Genomic DNA, 14,085 nt, shown 5'->3' on the forward strand with positions numbered 1-14,085 from the left:
ATTAAATAGTTAACTGCTCAATATTCATTATTGTGCTCCTGCGGTACTCCTTGCGTCGTATCCTCGTCGCAAAGCTGCATGAAGCTAATCAATGAAGCATCTCACGATGTAATTGAGGTCAGTGGCTTTGTTCCTTGAAAACTAGATAACAACTAACACATTTAAGTTTTACCGGAAAGTTTGTAAAAACTTTATGAGTAAACTTGAGTAGTCAAGAATTCAATTCGACGTAAAATCCTTATAACTAGGTAATTTTTCGAAAGAAGCGTAAGCTGATTGAAGAAAAATTTAGGTTAAGTTAGAAAGGGCGCACGGTGGATGCCTTGGCACTAGGAGCCGAAGAAGGACGTGACGAACAACGATATGCCTCGGGGAGCTGTAAGTAAGCTTTGATCCGGGGATTTCCGAATGGGGGAACCCACCATCCGTAATGGGATGGTACCCATAGCTGAATACATAGGCTATGAGGAGGCAGACCTGGGGAACTGAAACATCTAAGTACCCAGAGGAAGAGAAAGAAATTATCGATTTCCTGAGTAGCGGCGAGCGAAACGGAAACAGCCCAAACCAAGGGGCTTGCCCCTTGGGGTTGTAGGACACTCTACACGGAGTTACAAAGAAACGAAGTAGACGAAGCGATCTGGAAAGGTCCGCGAAACAAGGTAACAGCCCTGTAATCGAAACTTCGTTTCCTCCAGAGTGTATCCTGAGTACGGCGGGACACGTGAAACCCCGTCGGAATCCGGGAGGACCATCTCCCAAGGCTAAATACTTCCTAGTGACCGATAGTGAACCAGTACCGTGAGGGAAAGGTGAAAAGCACCCCGGGAGGGGAGTGAAAGAGATCCTGAAACCGTGTGCCTACAAGTAGTTGGAGCCCATTTACGGGTGACAGCGTGCCTTTTGTAGAATGAACCGGCGAGTTACGATTACGTGCAAGGTTAAGCTGAAGAGGCGGAGCCGCAGCGAAAGCGAGTCTGAATAGGGCGAATGAGTACGTGGTCGTAGACCCGAAACCGTGTGATCTACCCATGTCCAGGGTGAAGTTCAGGTAACACTGAATGGAGGCCCGAACCCACGCACGTTGAAAAGTGCGGGGATGAGGTGTGGGTAGGGGTGAAATGCCAATCGAACTCGGAGATAGCTGGTTCTCCCCGAAATAGCTTTAGGGCTAGCCTCGAGGGAAGAGTATTGGAGGTAGAGCACTGATTGGACTAGGGGTCCCCACAGGATTACCGAATTCAGTCAAACTCCGAATGCCAAATACTTATCCTCGGGAGTCAGACTGCGAGTGCTAAGATCCGTAGTCAAGAGGGAAACAGCCCAGACCATCAGCTAAGGTCCCAAAGTATACGTTAAGTGGAGAAGGATGTGGAGTTGCCCAGACAACCAGGATGTTGGCTTAGAAGCAGCCACCATTTAAAGAGTGCGTAATAGCTCACTGGTCGAGTGACTCTGCGCCGAAAATGTACCGGGGCTAAACGTATCACCGAAGCTATGGATTGCGTACCTGGTGCGCAGTGGTAGGGGAGCGTTCTAAGTGCAGCGAAGTCAGACCGGAAGGACTGGTGGAGCGCTTAGAAGTGAGAATGCCGGTATGAGTAGCGAAAAGAGGGGTGAGAATCCCCTCCGTCGAAAGCCCAAGGTTTCCTGAGGAAGGCTCGTCCGCTCAGGGTAAGTCGGGACCTAAGCCGAGGCTGAAAAGCGTAGGCGATGGACAACAGGTTGAAATTCCTGTACCACCTCCTCACCGTTTGAGCAATGGGGGGACGCAGAAAGGTAGGGTAAGCGCACTGATGGATATGTGCGTCCAAGCAGTTAGGCTGAGAAGTAGGCAAATCCGCTTCTCGCGAAGGCTGAGCTGTGATGGCGAGCGAAATTTAAGTAGCGAAGTTCCTGATCCTACACTGCCAAGAAAAGCCTCTAGCGAGGTGAGAGGTGCCCGTACCGCAAACCGACACAGGTAGGCGAGAAGAGAATTCTAAGACGCTCGGGAGAACTCTCGTTAAGGAACTCGGCAAAATGACCCCGTAACTTCGGGAGAAGGGGTGCTCTGATAGGGTGTTAAAGCCCGAGAGAGCCGCAGTGAATAGATCCAAGCGACTGTTTAGCAAAAACACAGGTCTCTGCGAAGCCGCAAGGCGAAGTATAGGGGCTGACACCTGCCCGGTGCTGGAAGGTTAAGAGGAGGGGTTATCCGTAAGGAGAAGCTCTGAATTGAAGCCCCAGTAAACGGCGGCCGTAACTATAACGGTCCTAAGGTAGCGAAATTCCTTGTCGGGTAAGTTCCGACCCGCACGAATGGTGTAACGATTTGGATACTGTCTCAACGAGAGACCCGGTGAAATTATATTACCTGTGAAGATGCAGGTTACCCGCGACAGGACGGAAAGACCCCATGGAGCTTTACTGTAGCTTGATATTGGATTTTGGTACAATTTGTACAGGATAGGTAGGAGCCTGAGAACCCGGAGCGCCAGCTTCGGTGGAGGCGTCGGTGGGATACTACCCTGATTGTATTGAAATTCTAACCTAGGACCGTGATCCGGTTCGGGGACAGTGTCAGGTGGGCAGTTTGACTGGGGCGGTCGCCTCCTAAACAGTAACGGAGGCGCCCAAAGGTTCCCTCAGAATGGTTGGAAATCATTCGTAGAGTGCAAAGGCAAAAGGGAGCTTGACTGCGAGACCTACAAGTCGAGCAGGGACGAAAGTCGGGCTTAGTGATCCGGTGGTTCCGCATGGAAGGGCCATCGCTCAACGGATAAAAGCTACCCTGGGGATAACAGGCTTATCTCCCCCAAGAGTCCACATCGACGGGGAGGTTTGGCACCTCGATGTCGGCTCATCGCATCCTGGGGCTGAAGTAGGTCCCAAGGGTTGGGCTGTTCGCCCATTAAAGCGGTACGCGAGCTGGGTTCAGAACGTCGTGAGACAGTTCGGTCCCTATCCGTCGCGGGCGTAGGAAATTTGAGAGGAGCTGTCCTTAGTACGAGAGGACCGGGATGGACACACCGCTGGTGTACCAGTTGTTCCGCCAGGAGCATAGCTGGGTAGCTACGTGTGGAAGGGATAAGTGCTGAAAGCATCTAAGCATGAAGCCCCCCTCGAGATGAGATTTCCCTTGGAGTTAATCCAGTAAGACCCCTTAAAGATGATGAGGTTGATAGGTCTCGGGTGGAAGCACGGTGACGTGTGGAGCTGAGAGATACTAATCGGTCGAGGACTTATCCTATAAATAAGTTTAGAGTGATGAGTGTAGAGTTTTGAGTTGCGTGAGTAGCTCGAAGCAGTAAATACCAAATTCTAAATAAACGGATTGAATTTTACTCAAGTCTTAAATGTGTGTTATCTAGTTTTCAGGGAATGAAAATTTCTTGAAAAATTAAGTAGCTTGATCTTGAATTGAGTTCGTGCGTCTGTGTCTACCAGTGTAGCTTCGAAGTAAGCTTCCTCGACGCAAAGCAGCATGATGTAAACTCAAAGAAGCATCTCACGATGTGATTGAGGTCAGTAGCTTTTTTGAAGGAATGAACTTTCTTCATATAATCTAGTAGCGATAGCGAAGAGGTCACACTCGTTCCCATGCCGAACACGACCGTTAAGCTCTTCAGCGCCGATGGTAGTTGGGGGTTTCCCCCTGTGAGAGTAGGACGTTGCTAGGTGAAAAAACACATCCAATTATGGATGTGTTTTTTTGTGTACAAATGAAATGAGATTTTAGTTAGGGTAATTTTTATGTGTGCTTCTGCGGTACTCATAGCGACGTATCCTCGTCGCAAAGCTGCATGTAGTTTAACCAAGGAAGTAACTCATGATGTGAACGAGGTAAGTTGCTTCGTTGCTAGGTGAAAAAACACATCCAATTGCGGATGTGTTTTTTTTGTGTACAAATGAAATGAGATTTTAGTTTTAGTTAGGGTAATTTTTATGTGTGCTTCTGCGGTACTCCTAGCGTCGTATCCTCGTCGCAATGCTGCATGTAGTTAATCAAAGAAGTTAGCTTACGATGTAAACTGAGTTAGTATTTTGTTTACTCACTTAAGGCCTAAAGGAGTGTTTCACGAGTTTTCGTTACTTTGTTTAATTTCCTTTTCACTAAACATCTCATTTACTTCTTCTAATTGTTTATGTTGGTCGACTGAATCACCAGCGTAATAAGGTGTGGAGTGAAATATGTCTTTGGAGTCAATGTCGCTTCTAATCGTTACTTCTTCTTTTTCTAAAAAGTCGTTTTTCTCTTTGGCACTCATGTCAGAAAACCTCCCAATAATTATTTCTTTTTAGTTATCCCCTATCCTTTTTTTAATAATTAAACAGTGGTAAAATTTTTATGTAATCTTGGGTAGAATATAGTGGTTATTGACTATTGGAGGCATTTAAAATGACGTTTAAATTTAGTACAAAAACAGTGCATTTTCAAAAAAAGCTGAGGAAAAGAATGTTAGTAAGTCACAGCCTATTTATCAAACATCTGCTTTCTCATTTAAAGATTTAGATGATATGGAAGATTTTTATAGAGGAAATAAAGAGTATTTATATACGAGATTTAGTAACCCTAATACAGACGATTTAGGGCAAGGTGTTGCGGAATTAGAAGGTGCGCCAAAAGGGGTCGCTACTTCTTCAGGGATGTCTGCTATTTTGGCCGGAGTTTTAGCTGTAGTAAGTCATGGTGATCACATTATTGCCTCTGAAGATATTTACGGCGGTACATATCAACTTTTTGCGCATGAGTTAAAAGAGTTTGGTATTGAAGTTTCTTTTGTTTCGATGAATAATTTAGATGAAATCGAGAATACTATTAGGGTTAACACGAAGCTTCTATATTCTGAGTCAATAACAAACCCTTTATTAAGGGTTGAGAACTTGGCTTCGTTAATATCGTTGGCTAAAAAGCATAAGCTAACTACAATGATTGATAATACCTTTGCGACTCCTTACTTAATTAAACCTTTTGAATTAGGTGCCGATTTAGTTATTCATAGCGCTACAAAATACATTGGTGGTCACAGTGATGTAACTGCTGGAGTACTAGTAGGAAATGAAACCTTAATTTCAAAGGCTAAAACGAAAGTAGTAAATCTAGGTTGTAACTTAAGTCCGTTTGAAGCATGGTTGGCTTGTCGTGGTTTAAAAACATTAGCAGTACGAATGGAAAGACAAGTGAAAAATGCTCAAGCACTTGCTGATTTTTTACGTCAAAATACAGCAATTAAAAGAGTATACTATCCAGAGTCAGTTTCAGAAAATGGCAATGGTGCAATTGTTTCTGTTGACCTAGGCGAAAATTATGACATTGATGTTTTCTTTAAATCATTACAGTGGATTCGCATTGTACCAACTCTTGCTGGAGTCGAATCAACCGTTACTTATCCTTTAAGAACGTCTCATCGTACGGTACCAGAAGCTATTCGAAGCAAATTGGGAATTACACGAGGTTTAGTGAGAATTTCCTTAGGTATTGAGGATGCTGAAGACATCATAGATGCTTTTGATAAGGCGATAAAAACAGCAAAGTTATAAGGAAATTTGCATTCCTTTTTAAGATGTGTTATTATAATTATATATTAACCAGCTGCAAATAAACGCAGTTGGTATTATCGCGGGGTGGAGCAGTCTGGTAGCTCGTCGGGCTCATAACCCGAAGGTCGTAGGTTCAAATCCTGCCCCCGCAACCAATACATAAACCTTCGCGCAGGATCTTTCCTAGCGCTTTTATTATTTCTACAGTACAATACTAGGTTTTTTCGCAAAAATAAGATAAACTACTATATGATTACCTTAGGAATATATCCTAAGGTTTTTTTATACATAAACTTAAATGTTAGGTGCGGTTTAGCATGTTACGTGATGAATTTGATTTTATAGATAAGATAAAACCTATAAAAACCAATCAAAAGGCTCTAATAAAAGGAATAGGTGACGATTCCGCAGTTTTTAAGAGTAGCTCTATGTTTGATGAACTGATCTGTATGGATACAATGGTAGAAGGAGTTCATTTTACAAGACAAACGATGACACCATTTATGATAGGCTTTAAGGCTCTCGCAGTAAATGTAAGTGATATCGCTGCCATGGGTGGAATACCGACATACTATCTTGTTTCTATTGCTGTTCCAAAGGATTGGACTGAGCATGATCTTAAAGAGATTTATGAAGGGATGTCGCAGATAGGTGAACAATATTCAATGGACTTGATTGGCGGTGACACAGTTTCCTCCAAACAAGGCCTAATCATAACTGTTACTGTTTGTGGAAAAGTCGAGGAAGGAACGAACCTTTTCCGAAGCAATGCTAAGCCAGGGGATTTGGTTTTTGTTGTAGGAGAACTAGGGGCTTCGGCTGCAGGGCTAGAGCTTTTATTAAAGAATGGACTAAGTTACACTTACTCTACTCATGAAAAAATGCTCCTGAAGCAGCATCAATTGCCTGAACCTCAAGTAGAGGCAGGGAGAATTTTAGCGGAAAGTCGTGAAAATATCGCATTAAATGATATCAGCGACGGTCTAGCAAGTGAAACCAATGAAATTGCTGAAGCAAGTATGGTTGATTTGCACCTAGATTTTGAAAAAATCCCTAGGAGTAAGTATATAAAAAATTACCCATTACTTGATCAAAAGAGATGGAGTCTATTTGGGGGCGAAGATTATTTTCTAGTGGGCACAATGTCTAAGTCTACCTTTGATAAAATTAATCAAACGTTTGATCAAAAAGGGATAAAGCTTAGCGTCATTGGAGATGTGACAGTTGGTTCTGGAGAAGTATATCTAACTCATAACAATAAAAAAGAAAAGCTACCGAAAAGGGGCTTTAATCATTTTGATAAAGGTGAAGAAAATGGAAAACTTTAAAGTACATACAACGTCTCCTGAAGAGACCATGGGTATAGCAGAAAGACTTGGGTTACTTCTTAATGCTGGCGCAGTTATTACATTAGAAGGAGATCTTGGAGCAGGAAAGACTCACTTCACAAAAGGATTAGCAAAAGGATTAAATGTTAAAAGAACTGTAAATAGCCCGACCTTTACCATAATTAAAGAATATAAAGGAAGACTGCCGCTTTACCATATGGATGTTTATAGAGTCTGTGAGGCTGATGAGGATTTGGGCTTTGACGAATATTTTTACGGGTATGGGGTAACAGTCGTAGAGTGGGCTAGTTTAATTAAAGAGCAATTGCCACAAGAACTTCTTTCCATAGAAATTTCCCATGCAGGAGAAGATAACAGGGAAATTGTATTTAGACCAAAAGGTGAACGGTACATTTTATTATGTAAGGAGTTACTAAACCTATGAAAACTCTAGCAATCGATACATCTACTTTTGTTATGGGAATTGCATTAGTAGATGAAAATCAGGTTTTAGGTGAGGTTATTACAAATCTGAAAAAAACCATTCCCTTCGGTTGATGCCGGCAATCGATGAATTATTGAAGGATGCGGGAGTTCACCCAAAAGAATTACAACGAATTGTTGTAGCTCATGGTCCAGGTTCCTATACAGGGGTTAGAATCGGCGTGACTACTGCAAAAACGTTAGCATGGACGTTAGGTATCCCGCTTGTTGGGCTCTCAAGTTTAGAAGTTTTAGCGCAAAATGGTCGATTTTTTCATGGAGTCGTTTCGCCAATCTTTGATGCTAGAAGAGGGCAAGTCTATACTGGACTTTATGGGACTAAAAATGGTGTCTTTACAACACTAGTGGAAGATCAAATTTGTCTTTTAAAGGATTGGGCAGACTATTTACATAGTAACTATGAGAATGTCCTCTTTTTAGGTAACGACATTTCACTGCATAAAGAAATGATTGAAGAGCGTCTAGGTAAAAAAGTGATGTTTGGTGCGATTAGTGATCATAATCCTAGACCAAGTGAACTAGCGAGGTTAGGTATGAATATGGATCCTATCCAAAATATTCATGAGTTCACGCCTAATTACATTCGTTTAGCAGAGGCCGAGACGAATTGGTTAGCTAATCAAAAAAATAAGGCTTAGATAAGGTAGTTGCTTGTATGGAAGGAAATTATAGTATTCGATATATGGTAGAAGCAGATATAGATGATGTATTAATTGTTGAAAATAATTCTTTTGCGACACCTTGGAGCCGAACAGCCTTTGTAAATGAAATAAGAAATAATAAGTTTGCTCATTACCTAGTTGTTGAAGATAACGGAAAAATTATTGGGTATTGTGGAGTATGGGTAATTGTTGATGAAGCTCACATTACCAATATTGCGATTCATCCGCTATATCGAGGTCAAAAGCTAGGAGAACAGCTGTTGGTTCATGGTATTGAGCTTGCTCGAACTTTAGGGGCGACAAAAATGACGTTAGAAGTTCGCGTCTCTAATCATATTGCCCAAAGACTTTATAGTAAATTAGGATTTCAACCAGGTGGGATAAGGAAGAATTATTATACAGATAACCAAGAGAATGCTCTTGTCATGTGGGTGGGTTTGTAATGGAAAATAAACTTATTTTAGCAATAGAAACTAGTTGCGATGAAACAGCAGCAGCTGTTATTAAAAATGGTAGAGAGATTTTATCAAATGTTGTTGCCTCGCAAATCGAGAGTCATATGCGCTTTGGTGGAGTTGTCCCAGAAATTGCATCAAGACATCATGTGGAACAAATCACGATTATTATCGATCAAGCAATGCAAGAAGCAAATATAAGCTTTGGTGATCTATCAGCTGTAGCAGTGACAGCAGGTCCAGGACTTGTTGGTGCGCTGTTAATAGGTGTAAATGCTGCCAAAGCGATAGCACTTGCTCATGATTTACCGCTAATCGGTGTGCACCACATAGCAGGACATATTTATGCAAACCAATTAATCACTGAACTTAAGTTTCCATTAATGACTCTTGTCGTCTCTGGTGGACATACTGAGCTTGTTTATATGGAAGAGCAAGGTAGCTTTGAAGTCATTGGAGAAACAAGAGACGATGCAGTAGGGGAAGCATACGATAAAGTGGCGAGGACGCTAAAGCTTCCTTACCCTGGTGGACCACATATTGATCGTCTAGCTGCTAGTGGAAATCCGACGATTGATCTTCCAAGAGCATGGTTAGAAGCGGATTCTTATGACTTTTCATTTAGTGGATTAAAGTCAGCGGTGATCAATACTTTACATAACGCGAACCAAAAAGGACTTGAAATATCCAATGAAGACTTAGCGGCAAGCTTCCAAGAAAGTGTCATTGAGGTTCTTGTGGAAAAGTCGAAGCGCGCTGCTCAAGAATATAATGTAAAGCAATTTCTTCTAGCAGGTGGAGTCGCAGCCAATAAAGGCTTAAGAAATAAACTTACCGAACAATTTGAACGACTGGGGATTGAACTAGTAATTCCCCCACTTAACTTATGCACAGACAATGCCGCTATGATTGGTGCCGCTGCTTTTGTAAAACTAGAAAAACAACAATTTGCTACCTTTGACCTAAACGGTAACCCAGGGTTAGACTTAGAAAAAGAATAATTGGAAAGACTGTCCTAATGAAGAGGGGCGGTCTTTTTTAGTGTAAAGTTTAAAGTTGTGACGTAGAATCTGCGAAGCTTACTTTAAAAAAATCTACACTCTACACATTAAACTAAAAAGGGGAACGTATATACTTATTAACAACTCAATTGTGGATAGTGTGGATAACTCATAAAAAACGTGTCGAAATAAGGAAATGGTGTGTTAATAAAAGTTTTGGGGATAAAATTGTGGATATTGTTAATAACTTTCTCAAAACCTTTTAAAATAAGGTTTTATTTGTGGGTAAATATGTTGATAATGTGGATATGTCAGAAAATTTGTGACTTTTTATGGGGTAGAGGGAGTTTATGAACATAATAAAGAAAATAATTATAAGTACTTTTATACTTTTGTTAATAGTTTGTGGAAAAACAGTATTGGCAGATGCTGTCGAAAAAAAAAGTTTTACCATGATTCTAATACCTGATTTTTCGTTTCAGGAAGTAAAATGGTTGAAAGAAAATGGACACTTTTTAGAGTTGTGGAAATCTGGAGGATTATCTGCGGTAAATATACGCCCAGATGGGCCTTATTCATATTTAAATAACATGGTTACGATGGCTTCAGGTGCCCGCGGATTAGGGGTTGAAGGCTGGAATGCTTTTATTAAGGGAGAAACAGAGAATGGTGTGTTGGTTGAAGAACTTTATCAACAATGGACGGGGACGGTTGTTGATGAAGGAATTATTTTTCATCCATTGCTTCATAAGCTTGTGGATAAAAATAAAGATACTTCTTATCGCTCTGAAATAGGAATTCTCGGCCAAACTTTAAAAGAGCATGGGATTAGTAGCTATGTCATTGGTAACAGTGACGCAGGAACTGAAAAGGTACGCTATGGATCTTTGTTAACAATGGACAAAGAAGGGGTAGCAAAGGGTTCGCTCCAAGAGGCTACGAAAAAGAGTGTAGAGTCACCATGGGGATCTGTGATGGATGTTGGATATATTTTTGAGACTTTGAATACCATTCAAACTTCTCTAGATCCTGCTTTTACAGTCGTTGAGTGGGGAGATATACACAGGTTATATAAGCAAAAAGGCAATATGACACAAACACACTTTACCAAACAGTACGAATTAACCTTAGTAAGGTTAGAGCAATTTTTAAATGAATTACTTACTAACGGTTATGCACAAAACGTGATGTTGTTATCCCCAATGGTGAATACAGATGCTTATCAAAATAAGGAAAGGCTTGCCCCTTTATTTTATTGGCAAACATCTGCATTTAATGACAGATATTATTTGTACTCAGGTACAACGAGGCAAAAATATGTTGTAAGTAACTTAGACATTGTACCAACAGTTTTAGATTTTTTGAGATTGATGCTTCTTCTGCCTTTTTTGGGAGTCCTTTACGACCAAAAATGGATAACAACATCACGCTTGAAGTTGGACTAAAAAAGATTGATTTAATGTTTTTGATTTTTAAAACACGAAATGTCATCTTATCAAGCTATATCACATTATTAGTCCTCTTATTAGTAATCACAAGTGTTATTATTTTGTATAAAGATAAGAATACTACTTGGAAGGGTATTGCCAAAATCCTACTCATCAGTGGAATTAGTTCTCCGTTATGGCTATTACTAACCCCATATAGCTTGAATTATCTACAACCAAATATTTATTTACTGCTATTAATTGTTTGTAGCTTTTTAACAGGGTATCTGGTTCTCAGGTTTATTCCAAATCCGATTCTTTTTATAAGTGCTGCTCTATTTCTAGCCATTACTAGTGATCTGTTATTAGGAAACTTCTTTATGCAACGATCCTACTTAGGTTATGATCCTATAATCGGAGCTAGGTATTATGGGATTGGCAATGAGTACGCTGGAGTTTATTTAATTTCGGGGCTTCTTTTACTCGAGAGGACGCTGATAAGAAAATGGTTTTTGTTAGTGGTTATTAGTGTTGGACAGGTATTTTTGTTAGGTTCAACGTTTTTTGGGGCGAATGCTGGGGCTACTCTTTCTGCAGGAATTATGTTCGGCTATTTTGCTTATCGAAGTTTTTTTCCAAGGATAGAATGGCGAAAGCTTTTAGTCATTTTCGCAGTCTTAGTTTTTCTGAATTTAGTGCTATTGTTTGTAACACAACTAAATGGACAACAATCACATATTGGCTATGCTTTTTCGAGAATGTTCCAAGGAGACTTTGGGTTTATTATCGATACGATCCAGAGAAAGATAGCGATGAATTGGAAGATCTTCCGATATAGTAATTGGACTCAGCTTTTTGTTACAACGTATTTATTAATTGCCTTCTATTTGTGGCGCAAAAAGGAGATTGTTCGCAGTAGAGTTCGGAGGCTTTTAATTCAGACAGGGGTGGTTGCTTCCATCGCCCTGCTATTATTAAATGATTCAGGAGTCGTTGCCGCAGCAACTTCTATGTTTATAATTGTTTGTACAAGCTATTACTGGGCGTTAGATGAAGTGTAAAGTTATAAGTTTTGAGTTATGAGGGATGAGTAGAGATATAGTTTTGAGTTAAGAGGGATGAGTTTTGAGTTAATGATAGTAAAGCTCCGAAGCATTACTTGAAAACAACTCAAAACTCAAAATTCAAAACTCAAAACTTAAACTTAAACTCAAAACTCTAAACTATTCTTCAAGCTCACTCCATTCTTCCATTAAGCCATCAAGTTCTTGTTTGTGAGCTTCAATTTCACTGTTTAATTGAGACACTCGAGTGTGGTCTTGGTAGACATCAGGATCACAAAGGGCAGCTTCCTTCCCAGCAAGCTCTAACTCGAGCTTTTCAATAGCTTGTTCAATTTCTTCGAGACGTCTTTGGCGTTGACGTTCTTTTCGCTTGGCTTCTTTATCTTGTAAAAAACTTTGTTTATTAGGTTGTTCCTCTTGTACTTGAACCTTCTCTAATTCTTTTTCTTTTAATTGTTTCCGTTCTAAGTTTTCTTGTTTTTTTGTCAGATAGTAGTCATAATCACCAATATAATCGATCAGACCTTCTTTCGTCATTTCCACGACCCGAGTTGCCATCCGGTTCACGAAGTAGCGGTCATGGGAAACGAAAAGTAGTGTTCCTGGATAGTCCAATAAAGCACTTTCGAGAATTTCTTTACTATCGAGGTCAAGATGGTTTGTTGGCTCATCTAGGATTAGAAAGTTAGCTTTTTGCATCATTAACTTCGCCAATGCAACACGAGCCTTTTCGCCCCCGCTTAAGTCAGAGACATTTTTTAAGACATCATCACCACTAAAAAGGAAGTTACCTAGAATGGTACGAATTTCTTTTTCAGGTGTTAATGGATATTCGTCCCATAGCTCGTGTAAAACTTGTTTATTAGAATTAAGATTGGCTTGTTCCTGATCATAATAGCCTATCAAGACGTTACTACCGTATTTGATCTTTCCGGCAACGGGTTCAAGTTGCTTTGTAATAATCTTTAATAGAGTTGATTTACCAATTCCATTTGGCCCTAGGAGGGCAATACTCTCAGCGCGGTTAATCGCTAGAGTAAGATCTTCAAATAATGGTTTGGAATTTGGATATCCAACAGCAAGCTGCTCGGTTCTTAAGACATCATTTCCAGTTTGCTTCATTATTTCAAATGAAAAGCGTGCAGATTTCTCATCGCCTTGTGGGCGGTCTAAGAGTTCCATTCTTTCGAGTTGCTTCCGCCGACTCTGGGCTCGCTTGGTTGTCGAGGCTCTTGCAATGTTGCGTTCGACAAACGTTTGAAGTTTTTCTATTTCACCCTGCTGTTTTTCATATTGCTTCATTTCAATTTCGTAGCGCTTCGCTTTTTCGTCTAGATAAAAGCTATAGTTCCCAGAAAACTTTGTCGTTTTCGTTCTTGAGATTTCATATACCACATTAGCCACTTTATCTAAGAAATAGCGGTCATGGGAGACAATTAAAATTGCACCTTCATAATGAAGGAGATATTGTTCTAACCAAGAAAGTGTTTCAATGTCTAGGTGGTTTGTCGGTTCATCTAAAATGAGAATATCAGGACGAGTCAATAGAAGTTTTCCTAAAGCAAGTCGGGTTTTTTGCCCGCCACTTAGCGTTGATACTTTTGTAGAATAGTCTTTATCAGAAAAGTGAAGGCCAGATAAGATGCTACGGATATCTGCTTCGTATTTATAACCACCTTTTTCTTTGAAGGTTTCTGAAAGAAGATCGTAATCTGATAATAACTTTTCATATACTTTTTCATTATTAATACAATTGGGATCTGCCATTTTTGTTTCTAAGCTTCGAAGCTCTTTTTCCATCTTAATTAGTGGTTCAAAAACAGCAAGCATCTCATCCCAAATTGATTTCGTAGATTCCAAGCCTGTATCTTGGGCTAAGTAGCCCAAAGTAACGTCCTTAGGTATAATAATATCCCCTGAATTATAGGAGAGTTTTCCGGCAATAATTTTTAATAGCGTCGATTTTCCGGCACCATTTCGGCCAACAATCGCCACTCTATCTTTTGATTGGACTTCTAATTTTATATTCGATAATATTGGTTCAGCACCAAACGATTTTGTCAATTGAACGCATTGTAAAAGTATCATTTATCATCATCCCTAACATTAAGTAGCAATCTA

9 protein-coding genes, 1 tRNA gene, 2 rRNA genes and 1 pseudogene are annotated in these 14,085 nt (G+C 40.3%); 11 read left to right on the top strand and 2 right to left on the bottom strand.

Annotated features, from left to right (window positions below; genetic code table 11):
• Window positions 1–291 precede the first annotated feature (291 nt).
• Together H1D32_RS01730 and rrf are read left to right on the top strand one after the other, a co-directional pair.
• Window positions 292–3,232 (top strand): 23S ribosomal RNA (locus H1D32_RS01730).
• A 314-nt stretch (window positions 3,233–3,546) separates the two neighbouring features.
• Window positions 3,547–3,662, top strand: a 5S ribosomal RNA gene (gene rrf / locus H1D32_RS01735).
• A gap of 396 nt (window positions 3,663–4,058) precedes the next feature.
• On the opposite strand, the gene H1D32_RS01740 is transcribed toward rrf, so the two are convergent.
• Window positions 4,059–4,250, bottom strand: coding sequence for a hypothetical protein (locus tag H1D32_RS01740; protein ID WP_261176449.1), 192 nt, complete (start codon window positions 4,248–4,250; stop codon window positions 4,059–4,061).
• 208 nt (window positions 4,251–4,458) lie between these two features.
• On the opposite strand from H1D32_RS01740, the gene H1D32_RS01745 reads away from it, so the two are divergent.
• The 9 genes and pseudogenes from H1D32_RS01745 (at window position 4,459) to H1D32_RS01785 (ending at window position 11,961) form a co-directional block, all read left to right on the top strand.
• Window positions 4,459–5,523, top strand: coding sequence for a trans-sulfuration enzyme family protein (locus tag H1D32_RS01745; protein WP_314733343.1), 1,065 nt, complete (start codon window positions 4,459–4,461; stop codon window positions 5,521–5,523).
• 78 nt (window positions 5,524–5,601) lie between these two features.
• Window positions 5,602–5,678: transfer RNA gene (locus H1D32_RS01750), tRNA-Met, on the top strand.
• 162 nt (window positions 5,679–5,840) lie between these two features.
• Entirely contained in the window at window positions 5,841–6,851 is a 1,011-nt protein-coding gene (gene thiL / locus H1D32_RS01755; protein WP_261176450.1) for a thiamine-phosphate kinase, read from the top strand.
• Entirely contained in the window at window positions 6,838–7,296 is a 459-nt protein-coding gene (gene tsaE, locus H1D32_RS01760; RefSeq protein ID WP_261176451.1) for a tRNA (adenosine(37)-N6)-threonylcarbamoyltransferase complex ATPase subunit type 1 TsaE, read from the top strand. Before thiL ends, tsaE begins: the two co-directional genes overlap by 14 nt.
• Window positions 7,293–7,993, top strand: a pseudogene (gene tsaB / locus H1D32_RS01765) (tRNA (adenosine(37)-N6)-threonylcarbamoyltransferase complex dimerization subunit type 1 TsaB). Before tsaE ends, tsaB begins: the two are co-directional and overlap by 4 nt.
• Before the next feature lie 17 nt (window positions 7,994–8,010).
• Window positions 8,011–8,460, top strand: coding sequence for a ribosomal protein S18-alanine N-acetyltransferase (gene rimI / locus H1D32_RS01770; RefSeq protein WP_261176452.1), 450 nt, complete (start codon window positions 8,011–8,013; stop codon window positions 8,458–8,460).
• The gene (gene tsaD, locus H1D32_RS01775) at window positions 8,460–9,473 is read left to right on the top strand and encodes a tRNA (adenosine(37)-N6)-threonylcarbamoyltransferase complex transferase subunit TsaD (protein WP_261176453.1); all 1,014 of its coding nucleotides are present in this window, start codon (window positions 8,460–8,462) and stop codon (window positions 9,471–9,473) included. The genes rimI and tsaD overlap by 1 nt, the downstream gene beginning before the upstream one ends.
• Before the next feature lie 350 nt (window positions 9,474–9,823).
• Window positions 9,824–10,918 (top strand): hypothetical protein, encoded by a 1,095-nt coding sequence (locus H1D32_RS01780; RefSeq protein WP_261176454.1) that lies wholly within the window; start codon window positions 9,824–9,826, stop codon window positions 10,916–10,918.
• Window positions 10,885–11,961 (top strand): hypothetical protein, encoded by a 1,077-nt coding sequence (locus H1D32_RS01785; RefSeq protein WP_261176455.1) that lies wholly within the window; start codon window positions 10,885–10,887, stop codon window positions 11,959–11,961. The genes H1D32_RS01780 and H1D32_RS01785 overlap by 34 nt, the downstream gene beginning before the upstream one ends.
• 162 nt (window positions 11,962–12,123) lie before the next feature.
• On the opposite strand, the gene H1D32_RS01790 is transcribed toward H1D32_RS01785, so the two are convergent.
• Window positions 12,124–14,052: an ABC-F family ATP-binding cassette domain-containing protein gene (locus H1D32_RS01790; protein ID WP_261176456.1), complete on the bottom strand. Its 1,929-nt coding sequence runs from the start codon at window positions 14,050–14,052 to the stop codon at window positions 12,124–12,126.
• Between the last annotated feature and the right edge of the window lie 33 nt (window positions 14,053–14,085).

It is taken from the genome of Anaerobacillus sp. CMMVII, from assembly GCF_025377685.1.
GTDB lineage: Bacteria > Bacillota > Bacilli > Bacillales > Anaerobacillaceae > Anaerobacillus.

Bases quoted from the DNA above. Each gene is read 5' to 3' on its own strand.
- H1D32_RS01740 (WP_261176449.1), bottom strand. From the start codon at position 4,250: ATGAGTGCCAAAGAGAAAAACGACTTTTTAGAAAAAGAAGAAGTAACG.
- thiL (WP_261176450.1), top strand. From the start codon at position 5,841: ATGTTACGTGATGAATTTGATTTTATAGATAAGATAAAACCTATAAAA.
- tsaE (WP_261176451.1), top strand. From the start codon at position 6,838: ATGGAAAACTTTAAAGTACATACAACGTCTCCTGAAGAGACCATGGGT.
- rimI (WP_261176452.1), top strand. From the start codon at position 8,011: ATGGAAGGAAATTATAGTATTCGATATATGGTAGAAGCAGATATAGAT.
- tsaD (WP_261176453.1), top strand. From the start codon at position 8,460: ATGGAAAATAAACTTATTTTAGCAATAGAAACTAGTTGCGATGAAACA.
- H1D32_RS01780 (WP_261176454.1), top strand. From the start codon at position 9,824: ATGAACATAATAAAGAAAATAATTATAAGTACTTTTATACTTTTGTTA.
- H1D32_RS01785 (WP_261176455.1), top strand. From the start codon at position 10,885: ATGGATAACAACATCACGCTTGAAGTTGGACTAAAAAAGATTGATTTA.
- H1D32_RS01790 (WP_261176456.1), bottom strand. From the start codon at position 14,052: ATGATACTTTTACAATGCGTTCAATTGACAAAATCGTTTGGTGCTGAA.